This window comes from Bradyrhizobium sp. R2.2-H (assembly GCF_004346455.1).
Lineage (GTDB): Bacteria > Pseudomonadota > Alphaproteobacteria > Rhizobiales > Xanthobacteraceae > Bradyrhizobium > Bradyrhizobium diversitatis.
Window position 1 is genome coordinate 275,800 of the sequence record NZ_SMBR01000009.1, and the last position, 24,561, is coordinate 300,360.

General features: G+C 60.3%; 24 protein-coding genes and 2 tRNA genes. 11 read left to right on the forward strand and 15 right to left on the reverse strand.

Annotated elements, in window-relative coordinates:
* Positions 1 to 67 precede the first annotated feature (67 nt).
* A complete protein-coding gene (locus EDE08_RS24125) occupies positions 68 to 1,636 on the forward strand; it encodes a S10 family peptidase (RefSeq protein ID WP_131871135.1) in 1,569 nt (522 codons plus the stop codon).
* Here the strand turns inward: EDE08_RS24125 and EDE08_RS24130 are convergent.
* Entirely contained in the window at positions 1,626 to 3,011 is a 1,386-nt protein-coding gene (locus EDE08_RS24130) for a serine hydrolase domain-containing protein (RefSeq protein ID WP_131871134.1), read from the reverse strand. The genes EDE08_RS24125 and EDE08_RS24130 overlap by 11 nt on opposite strands.
* A 107-nt stretch (positions 3,012 to 3,118) precedes the next feature.
* A complete protein-coding gene (locus EDE08_RS24135) occupies positions 3,119 to 3,661 on the reverse strand; it encodes a tetratricopeptide repeat protein (RefSeq protein ID WP_131871133.1) in 543 nt (180 codons plus the stop codon).
* Between the two features lie 251 nt (positions 3,662 to 3,912).
* Between EDE08_RS24135 and EDE08_RS24140 the strand changes: the two genes are divergently transcribed.
* The 4 genes from EDE08_RS24140 (at position 3,913) to EDE08_RS24155 (ending at position 6,429) form a co-directional block, all read left to right on the forward strand.
* Positions 3,913 to 4,320, forward strand: a complete 408-nt coding sequence (locus EDE08_RS24140; RefSeq protein WP_131871132.1) for a His-rich protein BRANT — start codon at positions 3,913 to 3,915, stop codon at positions 4,318 to 4,320.
* A gap of 233 nt (positions 4,321 to 4,553) precedes the next feature.
* A complete protein-coding gene (locus tag EDE08_RS24145; RefSeq protein ID WP_035676852.1) occupies positions 4,554 to 4,949 on the forward strand; it encodes a hypothetical protein in 396 nt (131 codons plus the stop codon).
* A gap of 285 nt (positions 4,950 to 5,234) precedes the next feature.
* Positions 5,235 to 5,942 (forward strand): outer membrane protein, encoded by a 708-nt coding sequence (locus EDE08_RS24150; RefSeq protein ID WP_131871131.1) that lies wholly within the window; start codon positions 5,235 to 5,237, stop codon positions 5,940 to 5,942.
* A 244-nt stretch (positions 5,943 to 6,186) separates the two neighbouring features.
* A complete protein-coding gene (locus EDE08_RS24155) occupies positions 6,187 to 6,429 on the forward strand; it encodes a DUF6719 family protein (RefSeq protein WP_131871130.1) in 243 nt (80 codons plus the stop codon).
* A 26-nt stretch (positions 6,430 to 6,455) separates the two neighbouring features.
* Here EDE08_RS24155 and EDE08_RS24160 read toward each other — a convergent pair whose 3' ends face one another.
* Both EDE08_RS24160 and EDE08_RS24165 read right to left on the reverse strand, forming a co-directional pair.
* On the reverse strand, positions 6,456 to 6,710 hold the full coding sequence (locus EDE08_RS24160; RefSeq protein WP_131871129.1) for a hypothetical protein: 255 nt from the start codon (positions 6,708 to 6,710) through the stop codon (positions 6,456 to 6,458).
* A gap of 299 nt (positions 6,711 to 7,009) precedes the next feature.
* Positions 7,010 to 7,378: a hypothetical protein gene (locus EDE08_RS24165; RefSeq protein WP_131871128.1), complete on the reverse strand. Its 369-nt coding sequence runs from the start codon at positions 7,376 to 7,378 to the stop codon at positions 7,010 to 7,012.
* 100 nt (positions 7,379 to 7,478) lie between these two features.
* Between EDE08_RS24165 and EDE08_RS38575 the strand changes: the two genes are divergently transcribed.
* Complete coding sequence (locus tag EDE08_RS38575; RefSeq protein WP_165936139.1) at positions 7,479 to 7,646, forward strand: hypothetical protein; 168 nt, start codon at positions 7,479 to 7,481, stop codon at positions 7,644 to 7,646.
* Between the two features lie 3 nt (positions 7,647 to 7,649).
* Here the strand turns inward: EDE08_RS38575 and EDE08_RS24170 are convergent, their stop codons facing one another.
* The 4 genes from EDE08_RS24170 to EDE08_RS24185 all read right to left on the reverse strand — a co-directional run bounded on the left by EDE08_RS24170 (position 7,650) and on the right by EDE08_RS24185 (position 9,474).
* Positions 7,650 to 7,790 (reverse strand): hypothetical protein, encoded by a 141-nt coding sequence (locus tag EDE08_RS24170; protein ID WP_349627701.1) that lies wholly within the window; start codon positions 7,788 to 7,790, stop codon positions 7,650 to 7,652.
* Between the two features lie 306 nt (positions 7,791 to 8,096).
* Positions 8,097 to 8,480 (reverse strand): hypothetical protein, encoded by a 384-nt coding sequence (locus EDE08_RS24175; protein ID WP_131871126.1) that lies wholly within the window; start codon positions 8,478 to 8,480, stop codon positions 8,097 to 8,099.
* A 283-nt stretch (positions 8,481 to 8,763) separates the two neighbouring features.
* Positions 8,764 to 8,838 (reverse strand) — tRNA-Thr (locus EDE08_RS24180).
* A 162-nt stretch (positions 8,839 to 9,000) separates the two neighbouring features.
* Positions 9,001 to 9,474, reverse strand: a complete 474-nt coding sequence (locus tag EDE08_RS24185) for a hypothetical protein (RefSeq protein ID WP_131871125.1) — start codon at positions 9,472 to 9,474, stop codon at positions 9,001 to 9,003.
* A gap of 284 nt (positions 9,475 to 9,758) precedes the next feature.
* Here EDE08_RS24185 and EDE08_RS24190 point away from each other — a divergent pair, with 284 nt between their 5' ends.
* Positions 9,759 to 10,244: a hypothetical protein gene (locus EDE08_RS24190; RefSeq protein WP_131871373.1), complete on the forward strand. Its 486-nt coding sequence runs from the start codon at positions 9,759 to 9,761 to the stop codon at positions 10,242 to 10,244.
* A gap of 44 nt (positions 10,245 to 10,288) precedes the next feature.
* Positions 10,289 to 10,831: a hypothetical protein gene (locus EDE08_RS24195; protein WP_131871124.1), complete on the forward strand. Its 543-nt coding sequence runs from the start codon at positions 10,289 to 10,291 to the stop codon at positions 10,829 to 10,831.
* Between the two features lie 266 nt (positions 10,832 to 11,097).
* Here the strand turns inward: EDE08_RS24195 and rlmB are convergent, their stop codons facing one another.
* On the reverse strand, positions 11,098 to 11,928 hold the full coding sequence (rlmB, locus tag EDE08_RS24200) for a 23S rRNA (guanosine(2251)-2'-O)-methyltransferase RlmB (protein ID WP_165936140.1): 831 nt from the start codon (positions 11,926 to 11,928) through the stop codon (positions 11,098 to 11,100).
* A 206-nt stretch (positions 11,929 to 12,134) separates the two neighbouring features.
* Here rlmB and EDE08_RS24205 point away from each other — a divergent pair.
* Both EDE08_RS24205 and EDE08_RS38890 read left to right on the forward strand, forming a co-directional pair.
* A tRNA-Tyr gene (locus EDE08_RS24205) sits at positions 12,135 to 12,220 on the forward strand.
* 212 nt (positions 12,221 to 12,432) lie between these two features.
* Positions 12,433 to 13,638, forward strand: coding sequence for a hypothetical protein (locus tag EDE08_RS38890; RefSeq protein WP_207913082.1), 1,206 nt, complete (start codon positions 12,433 to 12,435; stop codon positions 13,636 to 13,638).
* Positions 13,639 to 13,843: 205 nt separating this feature from the next.
* Here EDE08_RS38890 and EDE08_RS38580 read toward each other — a convergent pair whose 3' ends face one another.
* The 5 genes from EDE08_RS38580 to EDE08_RS24235 all read right to left on the reverse strand — a co-directional run bounded on the left by EDE08_RS38580 (position 13,844) and on the right by EDE08_RS24235 (position 18,503).
* Positions 13,844 to 13,984 (reverse strand): hypothetical protein, encoded by a 141-nt coding sequence (locus EDE08_RS38580; RefSeq protein ID WP_165936141.1) that lies wholly within the window; start codon positions 13,982 to 13,984, stop codon positions 13,844 to 13,846.
* A 361-nt stretch (positions 13,985 to 14,345) separates the two neighbouring features.
* Positions 14,346 to 14,573: a hypothetical protein gene (locus EDE08_RS24220; protein WP_131871121.1), complete on the reverse strand. Its 228-nt coding sequence runs from the start codon at positions 14,571 to 14,573 to the stop codon at positions 14,346 to 14,348.
* A 242-nt stretch (positions 14,574 to 14,815) separates the two neighbouring features.
* Positions 14,816 to 16,255 (reverse strand): IS1182 family transposase, encoded by a 1,440-nt coding sequence (locus EDE08_RS24225; RefSeq protein WP_131871120.1) that lies wholly within the window; start codon positions 16,253 to 16,255, stop codon positions 14,816 to 14,818.
* 179 nt (positions 16,256 to 16,434) lie between these two features.
* Positions 16,435 to 17,583 carry a hypothetical protein gene (locus tag EDE08_RS24230; RefSeq protein ID WP_131871119.1) on the reverse strand — a complete coding sequence of 383 codons (1,149 nt, stop codon included), beginning with the start codon at positions 17,581 to 17,583 and terminating at the stop codon, positions 16,435 to 16,437.
* 59 nt (positions 17,584 to 17,642) lie between these two features.
* On the reverse strand, positions 17,643 to 18,503 hold the full coding sequence (locus EDE08_RS24235; RefSeq protein WP_131871118.1) for a hypothetical protein: 861 nt from the start codon (positions 18,501 to 18,503) through the stop codon (positions 17,643 to 17,645).
* A 1,237-nt stretch (positions 18,504 to 19,740) separates the two neighbouring features.
* On the opposite strand from EDE08_RS24235, the gene EDE08_RS24245 reads away from it, so the two are divergent.
* Complete coding sequence (locus EDE08_RS24245; protein ID WP_131871117.1) at positions 19,741 to 23,568, forward strand: SIR2 family protein; 3,828 nt, start codon at positions 19,741 to 19,743, stop codon at positions 23,566 to 23,568.
* 148 nt (positions 23,569 to 23,716) lie between these two features.
* On the opposite strand, the gene EDE08_RS24250 is transcribed toward EDE08_RS24245, so the two are convergent.
* Positions 23,717 to 24,559 carry a hypothetical protein gene (locus EDE08_RS24250; RefSeq protein ID WP_131871116.1) on the reverse strand — a complete coding sequence of 281 codons (843 nt, stop codon included), beginning with the start codon at positions 24,557 to 24,559 and terminating at the stop codon, positions 23,717 to 23,719.
* Between the last annotated feature and the right edge of the window lie 2 nt (positions 24,560 to 24,561).

Consider the following 24,561-nt stretch of genomic DNA (forward strand, 5'->3'; position numbering starts at 1 on the left):
AGCGTCGCAATTCCGGGCTAACCTTTCTGTCCGCACCGGCTGTCACGGCCGGGCAGGGAGAACGATCATGGTCACGAATTTGCCGGCGCTCCGTCGAACGGTCCTGATGCTGGCGGTCTCGGCTTTCGCGCTTGCCGGAGTTGCGCACGCGGACGATCCGCCGAAGCCGCCCCCGGAGGCAGCTGCCCCGTCCGGGCAGAAGGGCAGTCGCGGCGGTGGTCCGCAGAACGCGTCGCAGGCGTCGTCATCGGCGGCCGAGCTGCACCGTCTCCCGCCGGATTCGACCACGAAGCAGACGCTGGAGCTGCCCGGCCGAACCCTCAATTTCGCCGCGACCGCCGGCTCGATCCGCGTATTCGACGGCAAGGGCGAGCCGCTGGCCGACATCGCCTACACGTCCTATCAACTCGACGGTGCCGACCGCGCCACGCGCCCGGTGACGTTCCTGTTCAACGGCGGCCCCGGCGCGTCCTCGGCGTGGCTTCAGTTCGGCGCGGCCGGGCCATGGCGGCTGCCGCTCGATGGCGAAGCCTTGTCGCCCTCGGCCTCGCCCGAGGTGAAGCCGAACGCGGAGACCTGGCTCGACTTCACCGATCTCGTCTTCATCGATCCCGTCAGCACCGGCTACAGCCGATTTGTCGCCAGCAGCGAGGACGCGCGAAAATCCTTCTACTCCGTCGACGGTGACGCCAATTCGATCGCGCTCGTGATCCGCCGCTGGCTGGAGAAACATGATCGGCTCACCTCGCCGAAATACGTCGCCGGCGAAAGCTATGGCGGCATTCGCGGCCCGAAGGTCGTGCGCCAGTTGCAGCTTCAGCACGGCGTCGGCGTCAGGGGACTGATCATGGTGTCGCCGTTGCTGGATTTTCGCGAGTTCACCGGCACCAGCCTCCTGCAATATGTCGCGACGCTGCCGAGCTATGTCGCGGTGGCGCGCGAGGCCAAGGGACCGGTCAAGCGCGCCGATCTCGCCGACGTCGAGGCTTACGCGCGCGGCGAATTCCTGGCCGACCTCGTCAAGGGCGAGGCGGACAAGGAAGCCACGAATCGCCTGGCCGACAAGGTCGCCGAACTCACCGGCATCGACCAGGCGGTGAGCCGCAGGCTCGCCGGCCGCTTCGACGTCGGTGAATTCCGCCGCGAGTTCGACCGCAAGAACGGCAAGGTGACGGGACGCTACGACGCCTCCGTGCGTGGCTTCGATCCCTATCCGGATTCCAGCAGCTCACGCTTCGGCGATCCCTCCGGCGATTCGCTGCAGGCGCCGCTGACGAGCGCAGCGGTCGACGTGCTGACGCGCAAGCTCAACTGGCGGCCCAGCGGCTCCTACGAAGTCCTGAACGGCGCCGTGGAAGGCAACTGGGACTTCGGCCGTGGCATCAACCCGCCGCAATCGGTCTCCGAGCTGCGCCAGATCCTCGCCACAGATGCGAAGCTGAACGTCCTGGTCGGGCACGGGCTGTTCGACCTCGCCACGCCCTATTTCGGAACGAAGCGGGTGCTCGACCAGCTGCCGGCCTTCGTGACGCAACGCGTGAAGTTCGTGGTCTATCCCGGCGGCCACATGTTCTACTCGCGCGACGGATCGCGGCAGGCCTTCCGCAGCGAGGTCGAGCGATTGATCAGGGAGTAGGTCTTCGTTTGCGCGACGGATATCGGCGGGCGATTTCCTTCGCCACGACGCGCTCCGGCTTCACGTTCGCGCCGGCGATCCAGATGTCGCTGATCTTGCCGCGCTTGTCGCGGATCCGGCGCACCGGCTCGCCATGGCTGGAATAGCCGGCGGCCCAGGCGAGCCTGCCGGTGTCGCGGCCGGTGACTTCGATCTCGGCGGCATCCATGAAGGGGTTGTTGAACTGCGGATTGGCGACGAGCACGCGGTTGCCCGCGGGGACCAGATCGGTCGCGCCCCAGATCGTCCACCATCGGCCGGTCCAGTCGCGCACGCGGCGGTCGGGTGCGCCGCGGGTCTTGAAGGTGCGCAGGATCTGCATCGCGCCATCCATCCAGAACGGGGCCGCGCCGTCGATGGAGTTGCTGAGGATGCTGATCGCGAGCTCGCAAGCGGGAATGGAGCAGGTTCGGGAGATGTAGCCCTGGAAGCCGCCGCCATGGCCGAACCAGTCCCAGCCGTCGGTCTTGCCGGCATTGACGCCCAAGCCATAGTAGGTCTCGAAGCTCTGCGGAATGCGCCAATGGTGCCGCGTCATCTCGCGGCGGCTCGCGACCGACAGCACGCTCTTCTTCGCGTTGGGTGCGAGCTGCGCGAAGAAGCGGGCGGTGTCGGCGGCGGTGGCGACGAAGCCTGCGGCGGATGCCATCGCATGTGCGGGATTGTCGCCGGGGATCACGCAGCGTTCGCCCAGCGGGACGATGCGCGTATGACCGCAGGCGAACGGCGTGCCCCTGGCAAGCGGTGCATTCGGCTCGGTTTCGCGCAAGCCCGCAGGTTCGATGATCTCGCGCTTGATCCAGACCGGGTAGGACTCCCTGGTCACGGCCTCGATCACGAGGCCGATCAGCCCAAAGCCGTGATTGGAATATTTGAAGCGGGTGCCGGGTTCGATTGCGGTCGGCAGCTTCAATTCGGCGAGCAACTCTTTCGTGCCGAGATAGGGGCGGCTGTCGATGAACTGGCCGGAATCGCTGCCGTCGCGCGTCAATCCCGCGCTGTGCGACAGCACTTGCGCGATTGTCGTCTCGGCGACGCGCGGATGCAGGCCGCCGACATAATCGCCCACGGGATCGTCGAGCCGGATCTTGCGCTGCTCCCGCAGCTTCATGATGCCGGCCGAGGTGAAGCTCTTGGAGTGCGAGGCGATGCGGAAGCGGTGGCGTGGGGTGAGCTTCTCGCCGGTATCGAGATTGGCGAGGCCGAACGCATGCTCGGCGACGACCTCACCGCGATGGGCGAATGCGACGATGACGCCGGGCTGCTGGATTGTCGTCAGTTGGAATTCGATCCAGGAGCCGATGTAGTCGATCGCGGATCGCAGCCACGTGTCCATTGCACACCAATCTGCAGGGAAGATTGGTGGCGGAGGCTAGCCGAGAAAGCGGAACGGGCACAACCCGAAAGGTTGTGCCCGTCGACTTCGTTCAAGGATACGATGTCTCAGTAGACCAGCGTCGCGCCGGTCGGCTTGTCGAGCGCTGCGGCAAGCGAGCGATACTCCGAGCTGTCGGTACCGGCAAGCGAGGCGATCTTGTTCAGATGATACTGCGCCTGTTCGCGGTTGCCCTGTTCGAGCTGCCAGAGGCCGTAATACTGCCAAGTGCGGACGTGGTTCGGATCGTCCTTCAGCGCCAGCTCGTAATAGACCTTCGATGACTGGTAGTCGCCGAGCTTGCGATAGGAGTAGCCGATCAGATTGGCGACGTCGGCGACGTCGTCGCGCTTGAGCGACTTCAACTGGCCGATCGCGCTCGTGTAATCGTGATTGTCGTAGATCGCGGCGTAGGCGGTGCGATAGGCCGCAAGGAACTTGGGATCGCTGACGGAAGAGCTCTTCTTCTTGCCCTTTTTGGACGAACTATCCGACTTCGGCGGCGAGGACGGCTCGTCGCTGCCTGCGGCATAGGCGCTCGACAGTACCGGCGCCGCCGCCAGCGTCATGGCGACGAGGCCCGGCACAACAAGCATTGAGAGTTTGCGCATCGAAATTCTCCCGTATGGAAACGTGGCGATCCTACACGATTGCCCGAAGACCAGAACCCCCATCGCGCAAAAACATTCCCCCTTCGCACGATCTATTCGCCCGGTCGCTGATGACAAACTTGTCATCCAGATGAACGGAAGCCCGCTGGGGACTTCAGACTGGGTTCAATGTGCCCCGCCTAGGCTGCCACCTACGATCGAAGGGTGGGCGAGAGGGCGCCGCCTCGAGATCCTTCCAAGAGGAGACCACCATGTTGAAGACCATCTCCGCAGCCTTGCTCGCAGCGTCCGTGATCGCAGCCCCGGCCTTCGCTGCCGAAGCCGGAAAGACCGCCACGACTGCCCCGGTGATCAAGGCGGACCAGAGCCAGACCAAGGCGGCGACCACCGCCGCGAAACCGGACGCCGGCGTCAAGGCCGACGCCAAGGCTGATCTCAAGGCTGATCTCAAGCCTACGGACGGCAAGGCCACCGACGCCAAGGTGGATGCCAAGGTGGATGCCAAGTCGAAGGCGATGAATGCGAACGCCGCGGTCACCACCGGCGCGCACAAGACCGTGCGCAAGGATCGCCATGACCACAAGCAGGTCACGGCCAAGGAGTCGCAGAAGGCGCAGCCGGACGTGACCAAGCCGGCGGCATCAGACCAGCGCAACTGACGGCTGATCCCGCGCGGCGGCATCCCTGGCATTGCCCCGCCGCCGCGCGCGGACTTCAGGCCCGGTCCGTTCGCCCTGTCTCGTGCGAAAGCCCGAGATGCCGGCGGCGGGCCGGTGCGCTGCTTGCGCCGCGGCAAGCGAATTCCCTTCGTGCAGGCTTGGGGCTAGAACGTCTCCCTGATCTGATCGAGCGGAGAGCGGGGCCTGTGGGGCGGTTGGCGAGATGTGCGGTGATATTGGCATTGCCCTTGGCGCTTGCGGCCTGTTTCGGCAGCGACGGTGACCGTCCAACGCTGATGGGCGGGACCCAGGCCGGCGGGCCGCAGCCGTTTCCCGACAATTTCCGGAGCGACACGCTGGCTCTGATGCGGACCTATCTGAACAATCCGGTCGGCGTGCGCGACGCCAGCATGGCCGAACCGGTGCAGCGCGAGGTCGGCGGCCGGCAGTTCTATGTGAGCTGCCTGCACTTCACCCCGCGCGAGACCGATGGCAGCTACAAGGCCATGCGCGAACGGGCCGTGATCTTCGTCAACGGCCGGGCGGACCGCGTGGTCGACCGGACCAGCGATCTCTGCGCCGGTGCGGTTTACGCACCCTTTCCGGAACTGGAAAAGATGACGCGGTAGCGCAAAGCCCGCCTTCATCGCCCGATGTTAGATCGACCCAGCCGGAGCCGCTGGATCACATTTCGGCGAGCTTTGAACGGGGTGATTTCCTCTTGAGACAAATCGTTGCGCCAGGCCTTGTGCACGCGACAAAAACGGTTAGCTCAGGGCGATGTGACGGAACAAAATCGCGTTGTTGCCACCCCGTCACAGTGACGAACGATCAACGTTCCGGCATCGCCGCGAAGCAACCCAATTCACGCCACGTTGTTTCCTGAGTGTCGTTATGAAAGAACGGGGACGATCATGAAATCGATTTTGCTGGGTGCAGCCGCTGTGCTTGCGCTGGCCGCGCCGGCCGCCGCCGCGGACATACAGCCGCGCACCTACACGAAGGCTCCGGCCTATACGCCGCCGCAGGTCATTTACAACTGGACCGGTTTCTACATCGGCGGCCATGTCGGCGGTGCGTTTGCCGGCGACAGCAGCTTCCAATCCAGCGACGCTCGCTTCATGGGCGGCGTGCAGGGCGGCTTCGACTATCAGTTCGCGCCCAACTGGGTGGTGGGTATCGAAGCTCAGTATTCCTGGCTGCCGACCAACAACAACGGTGCCACCTTCCCGCTGGGCACGCAGGTGACCTCCAACACCGACCAGATCGGGTCGGTGACCGGTCGCATCGGCTACACTTGGGGACCGACGCTGCTATACGCCAAGGGTGGCTATGCCTGGCGTAATAACGGCCTTGGCGTGAACATCGCCGGGGTGCCGCAGGCCTTCACCACCACCGGCAACAACAAGGACGGCTATACCGTCGGCGCCGGCCTCGAATACATGTTCGCGCCGAGCTGGTCGGCCAAGGCCGAGTATCAGTACTACAATTTCGGCAGCACCACCTTTACCTCCGGCCCGGCCGACATCGTCGGTGTTCGTGGCCGGGAGGACGAACATACCGTCAAGGTCGGCGTGAACTACCGCTTCGGCTGGGGCGGTCCGACAGGCTCCCGCTACTGACTGCCAGCGGCGATTGAAGATCCGACAAAGGCCGGCTCCGCCGGCCTTTGTTTTGCCGGCTTTTCAGCCGGTTGTTTGCTTTGCGTGAACCATCTGGCGCGTCATTTGCTTGCAAATGGTGGCTGGCGCGCCTTCTCACGCGCGTCATGGGGCCGGGGTAAAGCAAAAATAATTTTTGCGATCTACGGAACTCGCGCTCCGGAACGCGTTATATGACAATTATCGGGCTGGTGGGACGACGGACATGCGTATCTTGGTGTCGGCAGTGGTGCTCTCATGCTTCTCCTTCCTGCCGTGCTCCGCACAGACAATCCTCAAATCCGAGCCTCTGATGCTGGCACCTTATGAGGTGGCCTTCGTCAAGGACGCTTCCTGTCCGTCGGGCAAGGTGATGAAGGTCACTGGCGCCATCCGTGGGTTACATCGCCGCAAGGCCTGCGTGGCCATGCCGGGCGAGCAGGCCTCGCTGGCGGCCGCGACGCCCTGAGCCCCACTCCGGTTTCGTGCCGGAACTCAGGAATTCAGCTCAAGCTCCATCCTCGCCTGCTGGTCGGCCTCAGCCTTGTTCTTGGCGGGGTCCTCGCCGTGTGCTGCCTGGCACGGGGCGATCTCGTAGCCGTTGTCGAGCACCCGGTGCGGTCCCGGCCGCTCGTCGTCCGCAACCACGTCCACGACGAGACCACTTCGCTGTGCGAGCTTCCAGACGTCGGACTCGCTGGGATAGGCCTTGCTGATCTGGGCATCGTTGCAGAACAGGGCGTAGGGCATTCTTCCCGCTCCAAGAAACCCGGTTAACGAGCTTGCCCGGTCAAGGGTTCCGGCTCGCCGCCAGATCACGGAGCCGTGATCGGCCGCCACCGGCCCTTGAGTCCTTAACGAGTCCTGAATCCTGGAAAAAAGAATCCCTGGGACTCGTCGGCCGGAATCAGCGGATGTTTTCCGCCATGACGAGCGACCTGAAGACATCCTGCGGGCACATGCTCCTGCCGCTCACGCTGGCGCTGCTCGGCGCCTGCGCGGCCAATCTCTGGCTGGTCTGGTCCTGGCTATAAGCCTTTGACCGGGCGCTATTTTTGGGCCGGGGGGCCGGCGTCGCGGATGGCGGCACGCAATCTGGTCAGGGTCGCCGTACAGTATTCCTCACGTTCGCGCTCGAAGCGCTCCTGATGCTTCCGGAAATCGGCAAGGCGAGCCTGCATCTCGGTGCGGAAATCGCCGCTTGCCCGCGCCGCGGGAGGTGTGGGCCGGGGCGGGAGCGGAACTTGCGGCGGCTCGACCTCGACGGCGACTGCCTCCATGGCGACGATCTCGACCGCGACGGGCGAGCCAACCGCCGGCGCATCCGGCTGCAGGTCATCATCCTTCCTGCCGGTCACCGATTGGACGAAGGCCAGCGTCTGCGCGATCAGTGCGTCGCGCTCCCTGATCCATTTCATGATCCACCTCAGCCGCGCTCATTCCAGCAAAGCGACCGCTTTGAATCAAGGCTGTTTGCAAGGGATTGCATATTTTTCCCGATCGCCCGAGATTAGACGAATGGATACAACGAATGAACGCCCGGACGAGGCGGAGGGCCTGAGGCTCATCCGCGCGTTCCTCGCGCTGCCGCCCGACAAGCGGGCGGAGGTGATCGCGTTTGTGGAGGAATTGGCACGTGCCTGCGGCCAGTCCGGGGACGAGGGCGCGAACGCCTCCCCGAGGTAAGCGCTACCGCTCGCGGGGATTGACGTTGGGCTCGAACGGCGCGCCGACCACCCGGACCGGTATCTGGGTTGGCGTAGCGAAGCCGAGCTCCGCCCCTTCGGCGACCAGCTTGCCGGGCGCCTGTCCCTGGACCGACTCGATCATCGCCAAGGCGCCAGCGAGGGCGCTACAGCACAGCACCACCGTCGCCAGCAGAACCATGTTTCGGTTTTCTTCCCGGATCAGCATGTCTCGAGAACGAGCGACCCACGTCTTTGGTTCCGGTCCCCCGGCTGATCGGGTTTGCTGCCTTCGAGCTTGATCGGATCGCTGGCATGGCGATGCGCATCGTCCTCCCGTGCTCGCCTACGTTTCCTGGCGGACCGCGAGACTTTCGCAGGCCTCACCCCGGATCAGCCGGTGTTTGGCAGAAAGGCGCCGTTGTCCACGACGCCTTCTCCCAATGCAACCTTAATAGTAGCCCGGGCCATGATCCCAAGCGTAACTGCGGAACGGTGCGGTTGCGATGGCGCCGGCGGTGCCGATCGCGGCGCCGGCAACACCGCCTGCAAAGTCCAGCGGCGCGAATCCGGTCTGATAGGCCGGGTAATACGCGTAGCTCTGCCGCGGGTATCCGGCGCCGCCGTAATTGTAGAATGACGGCGAAACATATCCGTAATAGCGGCGCGGGTTTCCGGGTCCGTGGTTCAAGCAGTTCGCGTTCGGATGCCACTGCTTGCACGCGCCAGGATATTGCACCACCGACTGGTCCGCCGAGGCCGGTGTCGTCATCGCTGCCATTGCCATCGCTGCGGCGCCCGCCATTGCCGCGGTTGCCAAGTTCAAATGCTTCATTGTGAGCCTCCTTTTCTCTTCGCCTGCGCGGGGCAAAGCACGAGGGCGGCTGTCGTTCCGGCGCCTGCCAATCTTTCGGGACCAGAAGAGTCAAACGGATGTGAGGAAAGAAGGCGCGGCTTCCGCGCGTCGATGCAGTGACACGGCTGCGATGATGAGGTATTGTCCGGCGTTAGGTTTATCGGAATTTCACCGCCCGCACGGCCTCTCGGCGTGCAGCCTGAAGCGAATTCTTGGGCAATGCCCGGGGCGACGAACATCCAGCCATATCATCGCAAATCTCTGGTGCCGGCTGAGGGGATTGAACCCCCGACCTTCGGTTTACAAAACCGCTGCTCTACCGCTGAGCTAAGCCGGCGACGCTTGAAAGCGGAGCGGGGCCCGGCATATGCGCCGGTTGTCCGCCCGGGCGTCGCAATATCAGACTTGGTCGGAAAGTGCCAGAACCGGCGACGATCGGTGCAGGCACGAAACAGGCGGCCCGAAGGCCGCCTGATTCAACGCGCTCGCGCTCGTTGGCCTACTGGCAGATGTGCCGGCGGTCGTCTTCGCCCTTGAACCAGGTCCCGGGCGTACAGACAAAGCCGTTGCGCTGGGCGTAGGTGCGCGTGTCCCATCCACGATTGTTCCAGTCGCGGTCCCACGAATTGTCATAGGCGTAGGAATTGTCCCAGGCGCGGAATGGGGCGGTGGCGATCGCGCCAGCGGTGCCGATCGCGGCTCCGGCAACGCCCGCTGCGACGTCGGTCGGCCAGAAGCCGGTGCGGCTCCTGTTCCAGTCGTTATTCCAGTCGCTATTGGTCTGACGATAGGACGAGCGGCGATGACGATAGCCGCTATCGGTGTAGGGGTTTCCCGGGCCGAGGTTCTGGCAGTTGGCGTTGGGGAATTGCGCCGCGCAGCGGCCAGGATTGGTGACGACTGCCTGCGCCATGGCGGAGCCTGCCAGCATGGTCGCTGCAATCGCCGTCGCCCCGAGAAGCTTGATGTTCATGGCTGTTCGCTCCCATCTTGTTGACGGGGGCTAAACGCCGACGGTGCAGGACGTTCCGATGCAACCGTGGGATTTTCGCGAGCGAACAGTCAAACGGATGTGAGCATGGCGACGTTGTTCCGCCGGCGGAGCCCTTGCGCCGTTAACGCTTCGCTAGCACGCCTTGCAGCATTTGAGCGGCGCGCAACCCTTACACATTAGGCTTACCGGAAATTGGTGAGCAGGCCTTAACCCTCTCTGCGTGGCGATCGGTTAGGTTGTCGCCGGATAATCGGGGTCTCCTCATGCGCGCCGTGGCGCTCGCCGCCTTTCTGATCGGACTGCCCGCGACGGCGCTTGCCGGCGAGGGCTTCGATATCGTCGTTCCCGGCCGCCCCGGGGTGCCGATCATCATCAACAACATCGACGCCTCCTATGCCCTGGTCGAAGGCACCTGGGGCCTCGGCAAGAACCAGCAGGTGCAGCCCACGATCTATGGCGGACGCTATATCGCCGAGCGTCAACCCGACCATGTCGGCCACTATTATCCGACGCTGGGCCTGCGGCCGGGCTACGGCCGGCTCGAGGTCGAGCCGCCTGCCAACCGTAAATTACCCAAGCCCGCCGAGAGCTACCACGAGAGCTGGGGCGCCTCGTCCGCGCCGCTGCCGGCGCAGATGGACCCGCCGGTCGATCCGCCGCCGGTGATCTACGCGCCCGAGATCAACGATCGTCCTCGGCCCCCTCGGCCGCGGCCGCGTACAGAGCTACCCGGCAGGCGGCCGGGTTGAGAAACGTGACAATCCAAAAAAACGGAAATCAACAGGAGAGAGTAATGCGTCAGATGATTTCGGGACTGGTCGCGGCAGCAGCCGTGACGTTCGCCGCCACCGCGCCCGCCGCCGCCTGCGGCTTCACCACGTGCGCGCCGGTTGCTCCGGTCTATTCCGGCTGCAACACCGGCTGCGGCGGCTATGGGTATGGCTACGGTTATGGCGCCTATGAGCGTCTCGTCGAGCCGACCACACAGTATTACTATGTGAACCAGGGCCCGACCTATACCGGTCCGGGCGCGTTCGCGCCGTATCCGACCTATCGTGAGGACGCGGTCGTTGCGCCCGCCAATTACGGCTACGGCTACGGCTACGGCTACGGCTACGGCTATCGTGCTGCTGCCGTCGCGCCGCCGGCCGCTTACCCCTATCGCCGCCCGTACTACCGTCCGTATCGTTATGGCTACGGCCCCCGCTACGGCTATCTGCCGCGCGTGCGCTACGGCCACGGTCCGCGCTATGGCTACGCTCATCGCCACGGCTACGCCCACCGTGCCGCGCCGCATTATTACGGCGGTCACCGCGCGCTGCGCCGCCATTACTGATCTCTGATCGGGTCGAGATTTGCGAAGCGCCCGTTCGCGTGATGCGGACGGGCGCTTTGCTTTATCTTCAAAACAACCCCATGCACAGTAGCCGGGAACAGTGAAATCAAGGACTTGAAGCGCAATGAGCCCGACATGAGCGATCCTCACTCATTGGCTCGTTGTTCGATCCCCAAATTTCGGAAAAACAGAGATTTCGATTGACCCGTCGGGCAAAACAGGCGTAGTGTGGCATCGTCCGGATATGCGCGGTGCTAAAGCGCTAGCTAGCGCTTCATCAGCCCCAGCCGGCTCGCGCCGACGTAGAGCGCGAGCACGGCGGCGTTCGAGACGTTGAGGCTCTTGATCTCGCCGGGCATGTCGAGCCGCGCCACGACGCTGCAGGTCTCGCGGGTCAATTGCCTGAGGCCCTTGCCTTCGGCGCCGAGCACGAGTGCAAGCGGCTCGCGCAGCGCGACATCGCTGATATCCTCGCTGCCCTCGCTGTCGAGGCCGACGGTCTGGAAGCCGCGCTCGTTCAGCGCCGTCAGCGCGCGGGCGAGGTTCTGCACCGTGACAACAGGGACCAGCTCGAGCGCGCCGGAGGCGGCCTTGGCCAGCACGCCGGTCGCTTCCGGACTGTGCCGCGCGGTGGTCACGATCGCCTTCACCGCGAACGCTGCGGCCGAGCGCAGGATGGCGCCGACATTGTGGGGGTCGGTGATCTGGTCGAGCACCAGCACCATGCCTTCCTGCGTCAGGGTCTCGATATCCGGCGAGGGCAGGGGATCGGCCTCGGCCAGGAGGCCCTGGTGCACGGCGTCGGGCGACAGCAGCCGGTCGATCTCCTGGGGCCGCACGATCTCCGGCGCCACGCGGGTCTCGATGTTTTCTTCCGCAAGGCGCCTTGCCGCGTTCTCGGTCAGCGTCAGCTTGCGGATCCGGCGCTGGGGGTTGGCCAGCGCCATGGTGACGGTGTGCCAGCCATAGAGGATGACGGGTCCGTCGCCTTGCGAATCGCGGTCGCGCCAAGCCGGCCGGCCGGCCGATTTTCCGGGCCTGTTGAAAGGCTTAGCCCCGCTGCGCGCCCCCTTGGGGCCGAATTTTCGATCCTTCATGGGCTCGCTTCTGTCATGGGTTCCGGAATATGGCAATTTCGGTGGCTGCGAGCGCGATTTTAGCTGTTTGCCTCGGTTGACTTTGCCCCACCGCATCGCCCATAAACGCGCCCGGTCGCGCCCCGATCCGGGTTGTCGCGGCCTTCACGTTCCATGGCCGTCTTCGGTCGCCGGCAAGGCCCGGCCCGATTGTGCTGCCGTCGAGCGGGGGAGTGTCCCGAGTGGCAAAGGGAGCTGACTGTAAATCAGCCGCCTCATGGCTTCGCAGGTTCGAGTCCTGCCTCCCCCACCAATCTTTTCAATGACTTAGTCGAAAAATCAGATGGCGCCCCGCGTGGCAGATTTTTCGAGCGCTCTTGAGCCCCACTTCAAGCCCCATCAATCTGCCCGCTACGGCTTGGCCTACATCTTCTGCGAATGCCAGCCCAGCTACCGCATTTGTAGTCAGCGAGCCGGATACTGGGACTCCGTTGATAGGGAAGCCTCCCATCCCCACCTTGCAGCATGATCATCATCTGCGACAAATCGGCGATCCAAAGCCTCAATAGGGATCAAGCGTTCTGGCTTGGACACCACTATCGAGCGAACATCGTTCCGATCTTTCTGACCGAGGTGCTGGCCGACCTCCACAAGCCTCCGCCGGAAGGTAGAACGGCTGAGGACGTGGTTGCGAAGATATCGGCGAAGGTGCCTCAGCTTGGTGCGCTCCCGAATGTCCACCACGAGACGTTGGTGCTGGGCGACCTGCTGGGACACCCGGTCGAGATGGGCAGGGTACCGGTGATCCCTCAAGGACGAAGCGTTCAAGCAGGAGACCGTGTCGTAAACCACTACGGCGAGATGCCGGAAAGCGCCGCCATGAGGCGGTGGCGGAAAGGTGACTTCTTCGGTGTGGAACGAGACTATGCCAAGGCGTGGCGCGAGGCGCTTGAAAAACTCAATCTGACGTCTATCCGGACAGCATCACACGCGCGTGGGACGCTGAAGCTCCCGGACCTCGCAGCGGTGAAGGCTGCGGCCGATGGTATAGCGCTGGCGAATGGCCGCCGGTACGCGGTCTTCAAGGGCGCGCTGGATGTGTTGAACATCCCGGAGAGCTATCGGCCAGCAATCTTGAGGCGCTGGAAGGAGCAAGGCGGCCCGGCGCTGCGAGACTTTGCGCCCTATGCTGACTATGTGTTCCGCTGTGAGGTCTTCTTTCACCTCGCGATTGCGACGGCGAAGATCGACGCGGTGCGCACATCGAACCGGAATGACATGGCTTACCTCTTCTACTTGCCGTTCTGTAAAGTGTTCACTTCGTTCGACCGTTTACATGCTGCAATCGCGCCGTTGTTCATGGGCGAGGATCAGGCCTTTGTCTCAGGCCAAGAGCTAAAAGACGATTTGGCCAAGCTCGACGCGCACTATCGCGCGCTCCCCGAAGAGGTCCGAGCAACCGGAGCGATGCAGTATGCGGCATACCCGCCGCTCGAAGGCGACTTCCTCACAAGCAGGCTGTACGATCAGTTTGAGCCGGGCTGGCGAGAGCACGCCAGAAATCCGATCAAGATCACGCCTGAGATCAACAAGAAGGTCATGGATCATCTAAGGCCAATGATCGATGCTATCGAGCGGGGCGAAGGAGCACCGCAGGGGACGGTGCCGACAGAAGTGCGAGATGCTGTCTTCAACTTTACGGTCAATCCCAGCCGGGGAAAGAAACTGTAGCCACGATGCACAAAACTGAGCACGCAATTTAAGCCCAACTAGGACACCCACGCGCTGGCCTAGGGCGTGTACTTATAACTCCGCCATGTCGGCTGATCTCCCAGTAGCGGCGCGGAAGCGGACATTGCGAGAGGTCCGAGAAGGGCCAGGAGCTGACAATCGCTTTCCTCAGGCGAAAATGAAGAGGCCGCCAACTGAGGCGACCTCAATTCATTTTGCGGCGCAGCTTCTTGATGATCTCGCGCAAATTCTCAACGTACTCCCCAACCACTCGCTGTGCCTCCTCAAGGCGCGACGGCTGGGGAGGTGGTTCCTGACCCGGAGACGGTTCGTCGGGCTTGCTCATGGATCGATGTTCGATCCAGTGCCACGACGACCATTGAGGTAAATCAAACTACTTCGGCGGCTGCAAGCCCGGCGACCGCAGCCATTCGCTCATGTGCGAGCCGGTCTCGGCCTGTCGGGCCTTTCGTAGCAGCTCCTCGCGAGCGGCCCCAGGTGGTAGCAATGCGGCTTTATCACGTAGTCGAGTCGCTTCTTCGGTAAGACGGACTTCTAGGGTGTTTGTCTGTTTGAAACGACGCCGCTCACTCATCGCTCAACCTCCGAATACGGGTTCCTAATCCGTCAACGGGACTGCCGATTTGAATATGCAGATACACTGCTGTCGGTTCCAAAGTTGGATTCAAATAAGCCACGGCGGCTAACTATGGCGGACTTACGCCAAGCTCTTTTATAGCCAAAGCCGACAACTGCTTCGCCTCGCGAACGCCGCGCTGCCCCAGTTCTATGATCTTCTTTGCGATCAGGTCTGTGATTGGGGCGTTGCGGTCAACCAGGCAAAGCGCGTGCAAAGTGCGCTCGTAGGCGTCCGTCAATATCGTTATTTCCTCCGGGCCCAACGGAGAGTTCTGTAACAGGCGGTAGATAGCCATTTGGGTGTTAGCTCCGGACCCATTATGGCGCCCGAAAACAAATTAGGACACACCTAAATTCAGCTTGGGACACTCGGCCTAAACACAGGTATCCCGCAGTGCAAAAAGGACGTTTAGGGATAGGACCGCCTCGCAGCAACGGGTCGGTCATCGGGGACCAATGCAATGTCCGCAATGGGTCTTGGTCGTGTAAAAACGGTTCTTGAGGGTATCTGGCACGGAAGGCAGGAGACACGCAGTTCTCAGACCTCGATCGCAGCGATCAGCGGCTTGATCCCGACGATGTTCATGACCCTTGTTAGATTGTAGGCCAGAACCGAAAGAGCCATCTCGGCGGCTACTTTCGGAAGCGTTTTGGTTAGGAAGTGTGTTGCGCCCATGCGGGCCTTCATTGTGCCAAACGGATGCTCGACGGTCTCGCGACGTTGACGCATAGCCATCGGGTTCGCATCAAGGCGCTGCTGCACAGCATCGAGCAGGTGCTCGTGCTCCCATCGAGGAATCCGCCGCTCCCGCCCTGTTGTGCACTGGGATTTGAGCGAACAATTTTGACAGTCTGTGGTCCAGTAGCGCCTTATCCGCTTGCCATCTTCTTCGCCAGTAAAGCGATATGACAGTTGCTTCCCAGCCGGACAGCGATAGGCGTCTTTCTCCGGTAAATAGACAAAGTCTTGCTTGCCGAAGCGCCCTTCCGACTTGGCGCTAGAAGTCATCGGCTTGGGCAGCGTCACCGTGATGTCAGCCTCGTGGCAAGCGAGGATCTCTGAGCTGCTGAAGTAGCCGCGATCGGCAACGACCTCGAGAGTTTCGGTCTGCAGTACAGTCTTTGCCTGGTTAGCCATTTTGGCAAGTTGCGCCCGATCTGAACCGCTGTTCGTTACCTCGTGCGCGACAATCAGATGATGCTCGGTATCAACGGCGACCTGCACGTTGTAGCCCACGACGCCAGACCCGCGGCCGCTCGTTGCCATCGATCGGCTGTCCGGATCAGTCAGGGAGATTTGCTGATCGGGCGAAGCAAACATCTGCTTCTCGTAGGCAGCAAGCTTGCCCATTTCTTCCTTCAGCTTCGTCAGCTTCTCGGTCAGCCTCGTCACCTTGGCTGCCAGCGCCTCCGCCGGCTCCTGCCGGTCAGCCGTGTCAAGTTGGCTCAGATAACGCGCGACACTCTCCTCCAGCTGGGCGCGCCGCCGCTCCACTTTCGCCCGTGTGAAGTTCCTGTCCCGGTTGTTCACGGCTTTGAACTTGCTGCCATCGATCGCAACGCTCGCCGTTGCCAGCAAACCCAACTCTCGGCAGAGGTCAACGAAGCGCGCACACACCTTGCGGAGTGCCAGGCCGCTGTCCCTGCGGAAGTCGGCAATAGTTTTGTGATCGGGAGCGAGCCGGCCCAGCAGCCACATCACCTCAACATTGCGGCCGGCTTCTCGTTCAAGCCGCCGGCTCGATTGCACCCGGTTCAGATAGCCATAAATGTAAAGCTTCAGAAGAACCGACGGGTGGTAGGACGGCCGACCCGTTGCGGCCGGCTCCGCTCCCTCAAAGCCCATCTCAGCCAAATCGAGCGCATCGACAAACACGTCGATCACTCGAACAGGGTTGCTCTCGTCAACGAAATCATCGAGGCATTCGGGCAATAATGTCCATTGCCCTCGATCGGCCTGCTCAACGAAGCGCCTCATCAGCTTCCCCCGCAGAATCACGAGAGGAATCATAGCAAAGCAGCAGCGTTTTCACACAGCCAGGGTCAAAGTCGGAAAAGCTCTCGCTGAGTACAAATGGTCGGCTAAGCGCCGCGAAAGCGGACTTCCCATCCGGTCGTTTATGAGTGTGCGCTGATATTGCCGAAAGCGTTCTAATATCAGCTTTCCAAATATTGCCGATGCCATTTGATCTGGCTTTCACTGACCTGATAGCGCCCGTCCATCATTGCAGCCTTGTCGCGGTCAGCACCCACGATTACACGACCCAAGTCCTGAATCCGGTCGAAGCAGTCAAGGATTTCGCTTGAGCGCTCCAATATGCCCTCGCTGGATATGGGTTCGCCTTTGTACGTGTACATATGCTCGACCTCATCCAACAACCTTTTGTAGTCCGCAAGAATCGGCCTCATGAACATCAACGCGACATCCTCGACTTCGGGAGGAACATCTTTATCGCCAAACAAAAGCTTGGCGAGTTGAAGGGCAGATTCCCACGTCCCGCTTTCCCTCCCTTGCACCAATCGCTCCTTCATCAATTCGACGAAGCTCGCCTTGCCATACAGAAACGGTGCGTGAGGCCAGCCATTCTGGATGTAAAAACCATACATGCCGTGCGGAAACAGCGACCGGATAGTTTTGTCGGCCGCGATTTTATTGATTTCGATCGGACGAGCCGCAGCTAGCTTGTTGCTCAGATAAGCGAACATGATCTCGGCGATCTGGCGAACCGAATAAACGCCTTGAGATGCCTCACCTAACAGCGCAGAGATCATAGTCAGTTCGGCCTTGGTGGCGAACTTTTCCAGCCATTCCGTTGAGGCCCGTCGCAGACGCACGTCGATGGGATGCGGGGGCTGCGTCAGCTTTCGGGCGTTTTCGAGCGCTACCCTGTAGCGGTGTATCCAGTACTTCGTGCGGCTTGGCGGCTCCAGGAACACGTCGCCATAAGCCACCTCCAGCTCTCGCGCGAGCCATTCCTCCTGCTGACGCTTGAACACGCCGGTGCGAGCGTCGTGCAACATCCCACCGAGGTCCTTCAAGACCGGGTGGGTCCGCGCCCTGACGCCGAACATTTCCTCCAACTTTGCCTTCTCTGCATCGCCTTCAACGATGTACGGAGCGTGATCTACCCAGAAGATGATGGGTGCAGGATCTCCAATGCGGAACAATCGCTGCCGGTATGTATCAGGCACAAGTCCGGTCAGGTCGTAGCCTTCTGCATTCTCGAAATGCAGAAAAGAGCTAATATTGAAATCAGCATCCATCTCAGGCAGGTACATTGAGTTGCCCGCCAGGAAGACCGGCACGCCGATTGAGTCGACTGATGAAAGTCGAATAGCGGCACATACGGCTAGAGCGTCAGGTGTCACAGATTGATGCCTGCGCGCTTGTAGACTCGCTCCACACACTCATAAATGAGTCCGTAGTGCTGGCCGATGTTTATCGGCAGGAGTCGATACGTCTCAACGACATTGGTCAGTTCTTTCAAGGACTCCATCACGCGGGGTGTTCTCGCGTACTCTTCTGGAATGACGACACCCAGCAGATTTTCCTTTTTCAGCGGGATATCCTGCTCGACCTGAAGTTCGATTACCGCACCTCGATCATCGCAATCGGTAGTCGAGCCTTCCTTGTACAGTTTTGAAACCGCCAACACCTTGGCATGGCTCATATTGAGCAAATGCTCTTCCTTGAGCTTCCTCTGGTCATTCGCATCTCGGTCCACGTATCGGCGCGGCGTCTCGAAATAAAGGGAAATAAGCCGGCCGATTTGGTCCTGATCGGTGCCGACGTTGAAATCATCCAATTTGAAGGCGGTGAGATAGTCCGGCATCCTCCCTCGTTCGAAGGCGCCCGTATCGAACGGATGTATCCGCTTCAGCGGAGGTGGGGTGCTGAATCGCATCACGAACACAGATGGCAGTTGCCACGACTCCGGGTTCAGTGCGTCCTTGCCCTTGTAGGCGGCGCGTCCGACAAACAGGTAACACAGCTTCTCGCCTTTGAAGACGTTGCACTTCACAGCGAGAAGCTTCTCTTCTTCCAGGATCGGAATCAGGTGGCTCGAAGCCGTACTGTGAATCCAGGGAGGGCTCTTCGGAACAGCCAGGTTGCTGTTCGTTAGAAAGTCACGGAGGTTTACTTCTCTCGGTTTGACGACCATCGGCCAGTCCATAAGCTGCGGCAAATCACCGTGCTGCCAATCTATCAAAATCGGTTGAGACAAGTAGCTTCACAACCCGCTATCCCCAGTACTCAACCGAAATGTCGGCTATCCCGCGCGTGCTATTAGCAGCACCGGGTCGAGAGCCAGAAGTACGCTGGCCGGGACGGCCAATTAGGCCAATAAACATAGAGCGTTTCGTTACCGGGGTGGCTTCAACAACTCCGGCAGTCGGGAGATCGCCTTTGCAATCCGCCTTGCCTCATCGCGGGAGAGAAATTGGTGGCATACTGGTAGGCGGTGCGGTGCAGGTCTTCGCGGTGCGGGACGCCGCAGATAAAAAAGCCGCTTGCATCCTTCACCTCGAACCCATCTTTCCGCTCTTCCATCACCCATGGCGCCGGGAAGCGCCTCACCACTTCCTTCCGCCCAGCACCCGCCTGTTGGTCTCAGATGGGGCAGCCTTCTTCATCTCGTCGCGCTGAGCGACGAGATGATCACCTTTGCCTGCATGCGAGCCAGAAGAGCTTCAGCCGACGCCGTTCCTATCCCGGCCCGTTGAAGTTGGAGGATTTCTTTACGCTGCCGGCCAATCTGCGCGCGCATACGATCGATCTCGGAGCGGACGTATTTGAGCCTGGGCATGACCAACCTGCGATTTCACCCAATAGAACGAAAGAAGAACGAAGAGTCAAGGCGGGGATATGTCGGGAGGTACGCTAATTTCGGCGGCCCCTCAAACCAGCGAAACCATTGCGACGACTGTCGGTGTACTGACTTCTGCAATTGCGAAGCAACTTCGAGATGATCTGCCCCGAGCTAAACTGAACATTGCAGGCCTATGCTGCGACGATCCCGGATCATTCGGCTCTTGCTGAGCACGTAACACGGGGAGTTTTGGTCAGCATGGGGCATACTGAAGCGCACTCCGACGCTGGTGGGCCGCTTACGACGGACATCGTGCAAGCCCGCCCGCGGTTTCGAGCTAATAATTCATCGTACGAATCGCCGTTCGAGTCCGCAGACCGCGGAGATCGGTTCTGTGCTTCGGATTGCAAGCCATGCCGGCTAAAGACGGACAAAAGACTGCGAGCAATGCAGGTAAGGTCACTGACCATCGTAGGACTGCACCGGGCGTTGCGCCGCGCGCCAAATGAAGAATCGCGGGACTGCGCCGCGTGACCGGGCGAATCGTGCCTTTCAATAGCTAACTCAGCTTTGAGCCTTGGCAGGGCGGACGACTCAACCGAATATGTGACTTTCTATTAGCGGTTGATGATCAGTTGGCTAAGAGGCACTTATGCGGTTTACGCCAAACGGCCCTAACTTTCCGGATGAATTGCTTGTAGCGCGCGACGAGGGGCGCGTTGTTTTTTTCTGCGGTGCAGGTGTTTCGCAAGCAAGAGCCGGCTTAAGCAACTTCATAGACTTGGCGCGAGATGTTGCGGACAGATTGTTCATCCCGGCCGACAATCCGGCTAGGCAACTGATTGATGCGATAGAAACGATTCCACCCATTCCAGGTGTTGGGAGCCTAATTGCTGCGGATAGAGTATTTGGTCTTATCGAGCGAAACTATCAAAGCCGAGATATTTATCGTGCCATTGCGGCTTCATTGAAGCCGCGCGGCGCACCGGATTTGTCGGCCCATCGGGTCTTGCTAGATTTAGCAACAGGTCCTGACGGAGTAGTCCGGCTGATCACCACAAACTTCGACCTGCTGTTCGAAGCTTGCGATTCGACTATTCCAGTCTCCCAGCCGCCGCTTCTACCTGATCCGTTACGCAGCCAAGACTTCCGTGGAATCATTCATCTTCATGGACAGCTTACCACGGATTACACAGACGCCGCAGGGGACGGATTGGTAATATCCAGCGCAGAGTTCGGACGCGCTTACTTGTCGGACCGATGGGCGGCTGATTTCATAAGAAAGGTACTTGAAAGATTCTTCGTAGTCTTCGTTGGCTATTCGGCGGACGATCCGCCGATGCAGTATCTTCTAGAAGCGCTCAATCGAGCGGCTAACTCACACAGCGGCGCCTATGCGTTGCAATCAGGTTCCTTCGAAGATGCCCAAGCGAGATGGACCCAGAAGGGCGTCAAGCCGATAGTTTACGAAACGGGCAATCATTCCATCTTGTGGGAGTCGTTAGGCCTTTGGGCTGAGAGGGCGCGTCAAGCAACCGACTGGCACGAAGCCCTCCTAAAAAAGGCGATGGCTGGGCCAGAAGCGTGCGAACCTCATATCCGGGGGCAAATTGCACATCTCGCATCTACGTTGGACGGCGCTAAGCGTATCGCGAATGCGGTCGAACCAATCCCAGCGGAATGGCTATGTACTTTCGATTCCTCTGTTAGATTTGCGAAGCCCGGCCGCACGGGTCGGTTCATGGAGCCCGGCCCGCACTTTGTTCCGTTCGCGGCATACGGTCTCGATAATGATCCGGTACCGGCGCGTGTAGATCCTGAGGACAGCGTTTTCCAGAAATACGAGATACCCTCAAACGTTTGGAATGCCTTTCTGCTTACACGTACTGATCGCCAAGAGTTGCAGGAGGATCAAGTCGCGGCACTACGTGGCCATTGGGCGGTACGCACTCCTCGCCTTTCACCACGAATTGCGCATCTGGGGCGTTGGCTGCAACGGGTCGCACATCAACCTGCCGCGATATGGTGGGCAGCTTTCCAACAGGGAATCCATCCGGACGTGCTTCGCCAAATTGAATACGGCATGGAGCGACCTGATAGCGTGTCTAACCAACTGACAAGAAGAGCTTGGCGCTACTTGGTTCGAGCTAGGCGCACGGCGCGAGATGATTCGTTTCCCGAATACTTTCAGCTACTGGCGGCAGTAAAGGTCGACGGATGGTCCGATGAAATGGTTCGCGCATTCGGGCGAGTACACCGGCCATATATAAAGGTAAGCAGGGAGTACGGTAGTTCGCCGCGTCCGCCGGCGAATTTCGACGAGGGGCTGAGCAGTTTGATGCACCTAGATGTAGAGTACCCGCATCACAACGAGGACACGCAGTTTCCCGAAGCGCACCTTGCAAGTCTAGCGAAAGAACTGCGACTAAACTTGGAGTTGGGAGCAGCCTTGGAATGCGAGTTAGGCGGACATGGGCTTCACAATCTCGAGTCTATAGAAAGTGAAGAGGACGACGTTGACTCCTCTGACCGCGGGTACAAACACGGCATAAACATTCCGCTGTTCGCGTACATGAAAACTTTCCGGCGCCTTTTGGCGGCCGACGCTAGCGCTGCACGGCAGGAAGCGTTCGCGTGGCGTAACTCCAGCGGTCATGTTGCAGCACACATCACAATATGGACGTGCAGCGACAGCGGTTTGGTAAGCGGCTCCGAAATGGGGGCGGTTCTAAAATCTATTTCGCGCGAAGAGTTCTGGGATAGCGCGCACCAGCGCGACCTTGTTATAGCACTTAGGAAGCGGTGGAAGGAAATTCCATCGCCAACTAGGAGAAGAGTTGAACGCCGTCTTCTTCAAGGTAGAAAGCGGTGGAAGGGCGAGCCATTGAAGGATTACAAAGAGAGTAAGGCTAGCGCCATCCTCTCCCGCATTCACTACCTTCATTCTAACGGCTGCGAGTTTTCTTTCGACTTTGAAGCCATTTCAAGACAAGTGAGATCTGACTATCCTGACTGGAAGCCTGAGTGGGCATCTAAAGCACCGCCCTCAATGGCAATGCGCACAGGTTGGGTGTCAACAGATAAGAGCATTGAAGGCCTTCGGGACAAGCCGCTGAATCAGGTGCTCGACGCGGCGGCAAACCTGTCCGGCAGGTCTTCGGATGAAATGTTTGTCGAGCGCGATCCATATGCCGGGCTCTGCGAGGAGAAGCCCATTCGCGCCTTTTCCGCGCTTAGCGTGGCAGCGAAGACCGGGAAATATCCGGAGAGCCCTTGGCGAACATTTCTAAATAGCGAAAGCAGCAAGCAAGATCGAGTAAGGTTCATAGCTCTAATAGCCGGACGCTTGTCGCGCATTCCGGATGAGCCGTTGGCGAAACTCATTCGGCCCGTATCAGATTGGATGCTTCGCACACACAAGACGCTGTTGCCGAAGCACCGCGATGTTCTGGACGTTCTGTGGGCGCGCATCGTCGCGCTTATAAAACGTCCCGATATATTGACCGAGGCACCTCCAATACGAACCAACCAGCAGCCCGATTGGGTCACAGACGCGCTAAATTCTCCCGTCGGTTATCTAACGCAAGTGTTGATGGCAGACCCTTCCATTGTCGGCTTGAAGCACGGGGGCCACTTTCCCGAGCCGTGGAAAGCGCGTGCGGACGAATTACTTTCGCTATCGGGCAATCATCATCGCCACGCCCTAGCGATTTTCTGCCACAACCTCTCTTGGCTGTTCTCAATCGATCCGGCGTGGGTAGCGCAAGCGTTTTTGCCTGCGATGGATGGAGAGGAATCCGATGGCGCTGCCTTTTGGGGTGGGTTCTTTTGGGGTGCCAAGGTCCCACAAGATGCGCTCTACGTGCGCATGAAGCCTGCTCTGCTTCGTCTCGCTCGGAGGAGTTCAGATACACGACGCAGGCACACGGAAATCCTAGCGGGAATATTACTAGCGGGCTGGAGGCGCAGGACGGATGAAGACAAAAGGCGTTTGGTCAGCGACTACGAGATGCGCGCAGTTCTAGTTGATGCTGATGACGACTTTCGCGTTCAGCTGCTTTGGCATTTAGAGAATTGGAGTAAGCAGGTTGAATCAGGTTGGCGCGAAGAAGCAGCCCTTCTCTTAACGCAGGTGTGGCCAAAGCAAATCGCTGCCAAGACCCCTAGGGTTTCCGCAAAACTTGTCGAGCTTGCGTTCGCGCAAAATGATCAGTTTCCATTGTTTGTTGATTGTGTCTTGCCCCTGGTGGTACCCATTGATCAAGATTACATCCGACTCCCTATCGAGCGAGAGGATGAAGCGATAGTTGAACACTACCCAGAGCGAACTCTCGCTTTGTTGAGTGCAGTCCTGCCGGACGACGCGAGGCAATGGCCATATGGCGTTTCGGAGCTGATTGATCGTATTCCGAAGGCAAATCCGGAATTGTTGACTGATATCCGCCTAGTCAAGTTGAACCGTATTCGCGCGGCGTTCTGAGTGTTCTCTAGCATCCGATGCTCTTGTGGCCCATAGCTGACCTTCATTCTTCCCTAACGAGGTGGCGTGTTGCCTGGCGCCAATTGATTTAGACCGTCCCGTCGATTGGGCGGGATGGTGTAATCGAATTTCGAGTTAGGGCCGCAAGTTATCTACGCGGCCAAATAGAGGGCTCACCCGAAAATGCAGGCGGGAGCCGGACCGATGACAGGGGCGCTTCGGTCTGGCCGGGTCGGAAGGAAACGCGCTCGACAACGACCTCCCGATCCTCAAGGGTGGGAATGATGGTGAGCACGCGATTGTAATAGTCGTGTTGGACCGCCGGCACCGGGATTGCTTCGCCGTCAGGGCCGATATCCGCCTGCCGCACTACTTCGTGCGGGGATTCATACTGAAACTTGACCTTGTCCGTATCGCGAGGGGAGCCAGGATAACGATAGACCCAGCACTTCCGCACCGTTCGTCGCTCGCCGGCCGGACGGTCGGCACTCCTCCGGTGGATCGCGTCATATCCCAGAACGCTTTCGGCGACGGGATTGGACCGCAACGCGGCGTTCACGGCCGCCGTTTCGACGTCGAGTGCATTCAGTTTCGCGATTACTTCCGAAAGCCGAGTAGCATTGACGGCATAGTCCGCAAGCAGCTTAGCGGCTTCTTTGGTGTTCGCCTTCCGCGCGGCTTCTGCACGCTGGCGCAATGCGTCGTCGGCGGCCACCTTGGCGGCGGCTTCCTCAGCCGCGACCACGTTCGGAAGTTCGGCGGCCAGATGATTTGCGCGCGCTTCAAGTCGCAGGATCGCACGTTTGATCGCTGCCGCGTCGGCCTCGGCTTGCCCATGCTGGCTATCGGTCATGAGAGCAATACCGGCAAGCACGCGGTCAAGCTGGCCCCGGCGCGAATTGATTTCGACTTCGGCCCGTTCGATCTCGGCGCGGATCGTTGCGGAGGTAATGGACGTCTTAGGAGCGAACAGCTTGGAGATCATATTCATTG

Coding starts and splice junctions, on each gene's coding strand:
- EDE08_RS24125 (WP_131871135.1), top strand. CDS start 68: ATGGTCACGAATTTGCCGGCGCTCCGTCGAACGGTCCTGATGCTGGCG.
- EDE08_RS24130 (WP_131871134.1), bottom strand. CDS start 3,011: ATGGACACGTGGCTGCGATCCGCGATCGACTACATCGGCTCCTGGATC.
- EDE08_RS24135 (WP_131871133.1), bottom strand. CDS start 3,661: ATGCGCAAACTCTCAATGCTTGTTGTGCCGGGCCTCGTCGCCATGACG.
- EDE08_RS24140 (WP_131871132.1), top strand. CDS start 3,913: ATGTTGAAGACCATCTCCGCAGCCTTGCTCGCAGCGTCCGTGATCGCA.
- EDE08_RS24150 (WP_131871131.1), top strand. CDS start 5,235: ATGAAATCGATTTTGCTGGGTGCAGCCGCTGTGCTTGCGCTGGCCGCG.
- EDE08_RS24155 (WP_131871130.1), top strand. CDS start 6,187: ATGCGTATCTTGGTGTCGGCAGTGGTGCTCTCATGCTTCTCCTTCCTG.
- EDE08_RS24160 (WP_131871129.1), bottom strand. CDS start 6,710: ATGCCCTACGCCCTGTTCTGCAACGATGCCCAGATCAGCAAGGCCTAT.
- EDE08_RS24165 (WP_131871128.1), bottom strand. CDS start 7,378: ATGAAATGGATCAGGGAGCGCGACGCACTGATCGCGCAGACGCTGGCC.
- EDE08_RS38575 (WP_165936139.1), top strand. CDS start 7,479: ATGGATACAACGAATGAACGCCCGGACGAGGCGGAGGGCCTGAGGCTC.
- EDE08_RS24170 (WP_349627701.1), bottom strand. CDS start 7,790: ATGATCGAGTCGGTCCAGGGACAGGCGCCCGGCAAGCTGGTCGCCGAA.
- EDE08_RS24175 (WP_131871126.1), bottom strand. CDS start 8,480: ATGAAGCATTTGAACTTGGCAACCGCGGCAATGGCGGGCGCCGCAGCG.
- EDE08_RS24185 (WP_131871125.1), bottom strand. CDS start 9,474: ATGAACATCAAGCTTCTCGGGGCGACGGCGATTGCAGCGACCATGCTG.
- EDE08_RS24190 (WP_131871373.1), top strand. CDS start 9,759: ATGCGCGCCGTGGCGCTCGCCGCCTTTCTGATCGGACTGCCCGCGACG.
- EDE08_RS24195 (WP_131871124.1), top strand. CDS start 10,289: ATGCGTCAGATGATTTCGGGACTGGTCGCGGCAGCAGCCGTGACGTTC.
- rlmB (WP_165936140.1), bottom strand. CDS start 11,928: ATGAAGGATCGAAAATTCGGCCCCAAGGGGGCGCGCAGCGGGGCTAAG.
- EDE08_RS38890 (WP_207913082.1), top strand. CDS start 12,433: ATGATCATCATCTGCGACAAATCGGCGATCCAAAGCCTCAATAGGGAT.
- EDE08_RS38580 (WP_165936141.1), bottom strand. CDS start 13,984: ATGAGCAAGCCCGACGAACCGTCTCCGGGTCAGGAACCACCTCCCCAG.
- EDE08_RS24220 (WP_131871121.1), bottom strand. CDS start 14,573: ATGGCTATCTACCGCCTGTTACAGAACTCTCCGTTGGGCCCGGAGGAA.
- EDE08_RS24225 (WP_131871120.1), bottom strand. CDS start 16,255: ATGAGGCGCTTCGTTGAGCAGGCCGATCGAGGGCAATGGACATTATTG.
- EDE08_RS24245 (WP_131871117.1), top strand. CDS start 19,741: ATGCGGTTTACGCCAAACGGCCCTAACTTTCCGGATGAATTGCTTGTA.
- EDE08_RS24250 (WP_131871116.1), bottom strand. CDS start 24,559: ATGAATATGATCTCCAAGCTGTTCGCTCCTAAGACGTCCATTACCTCC.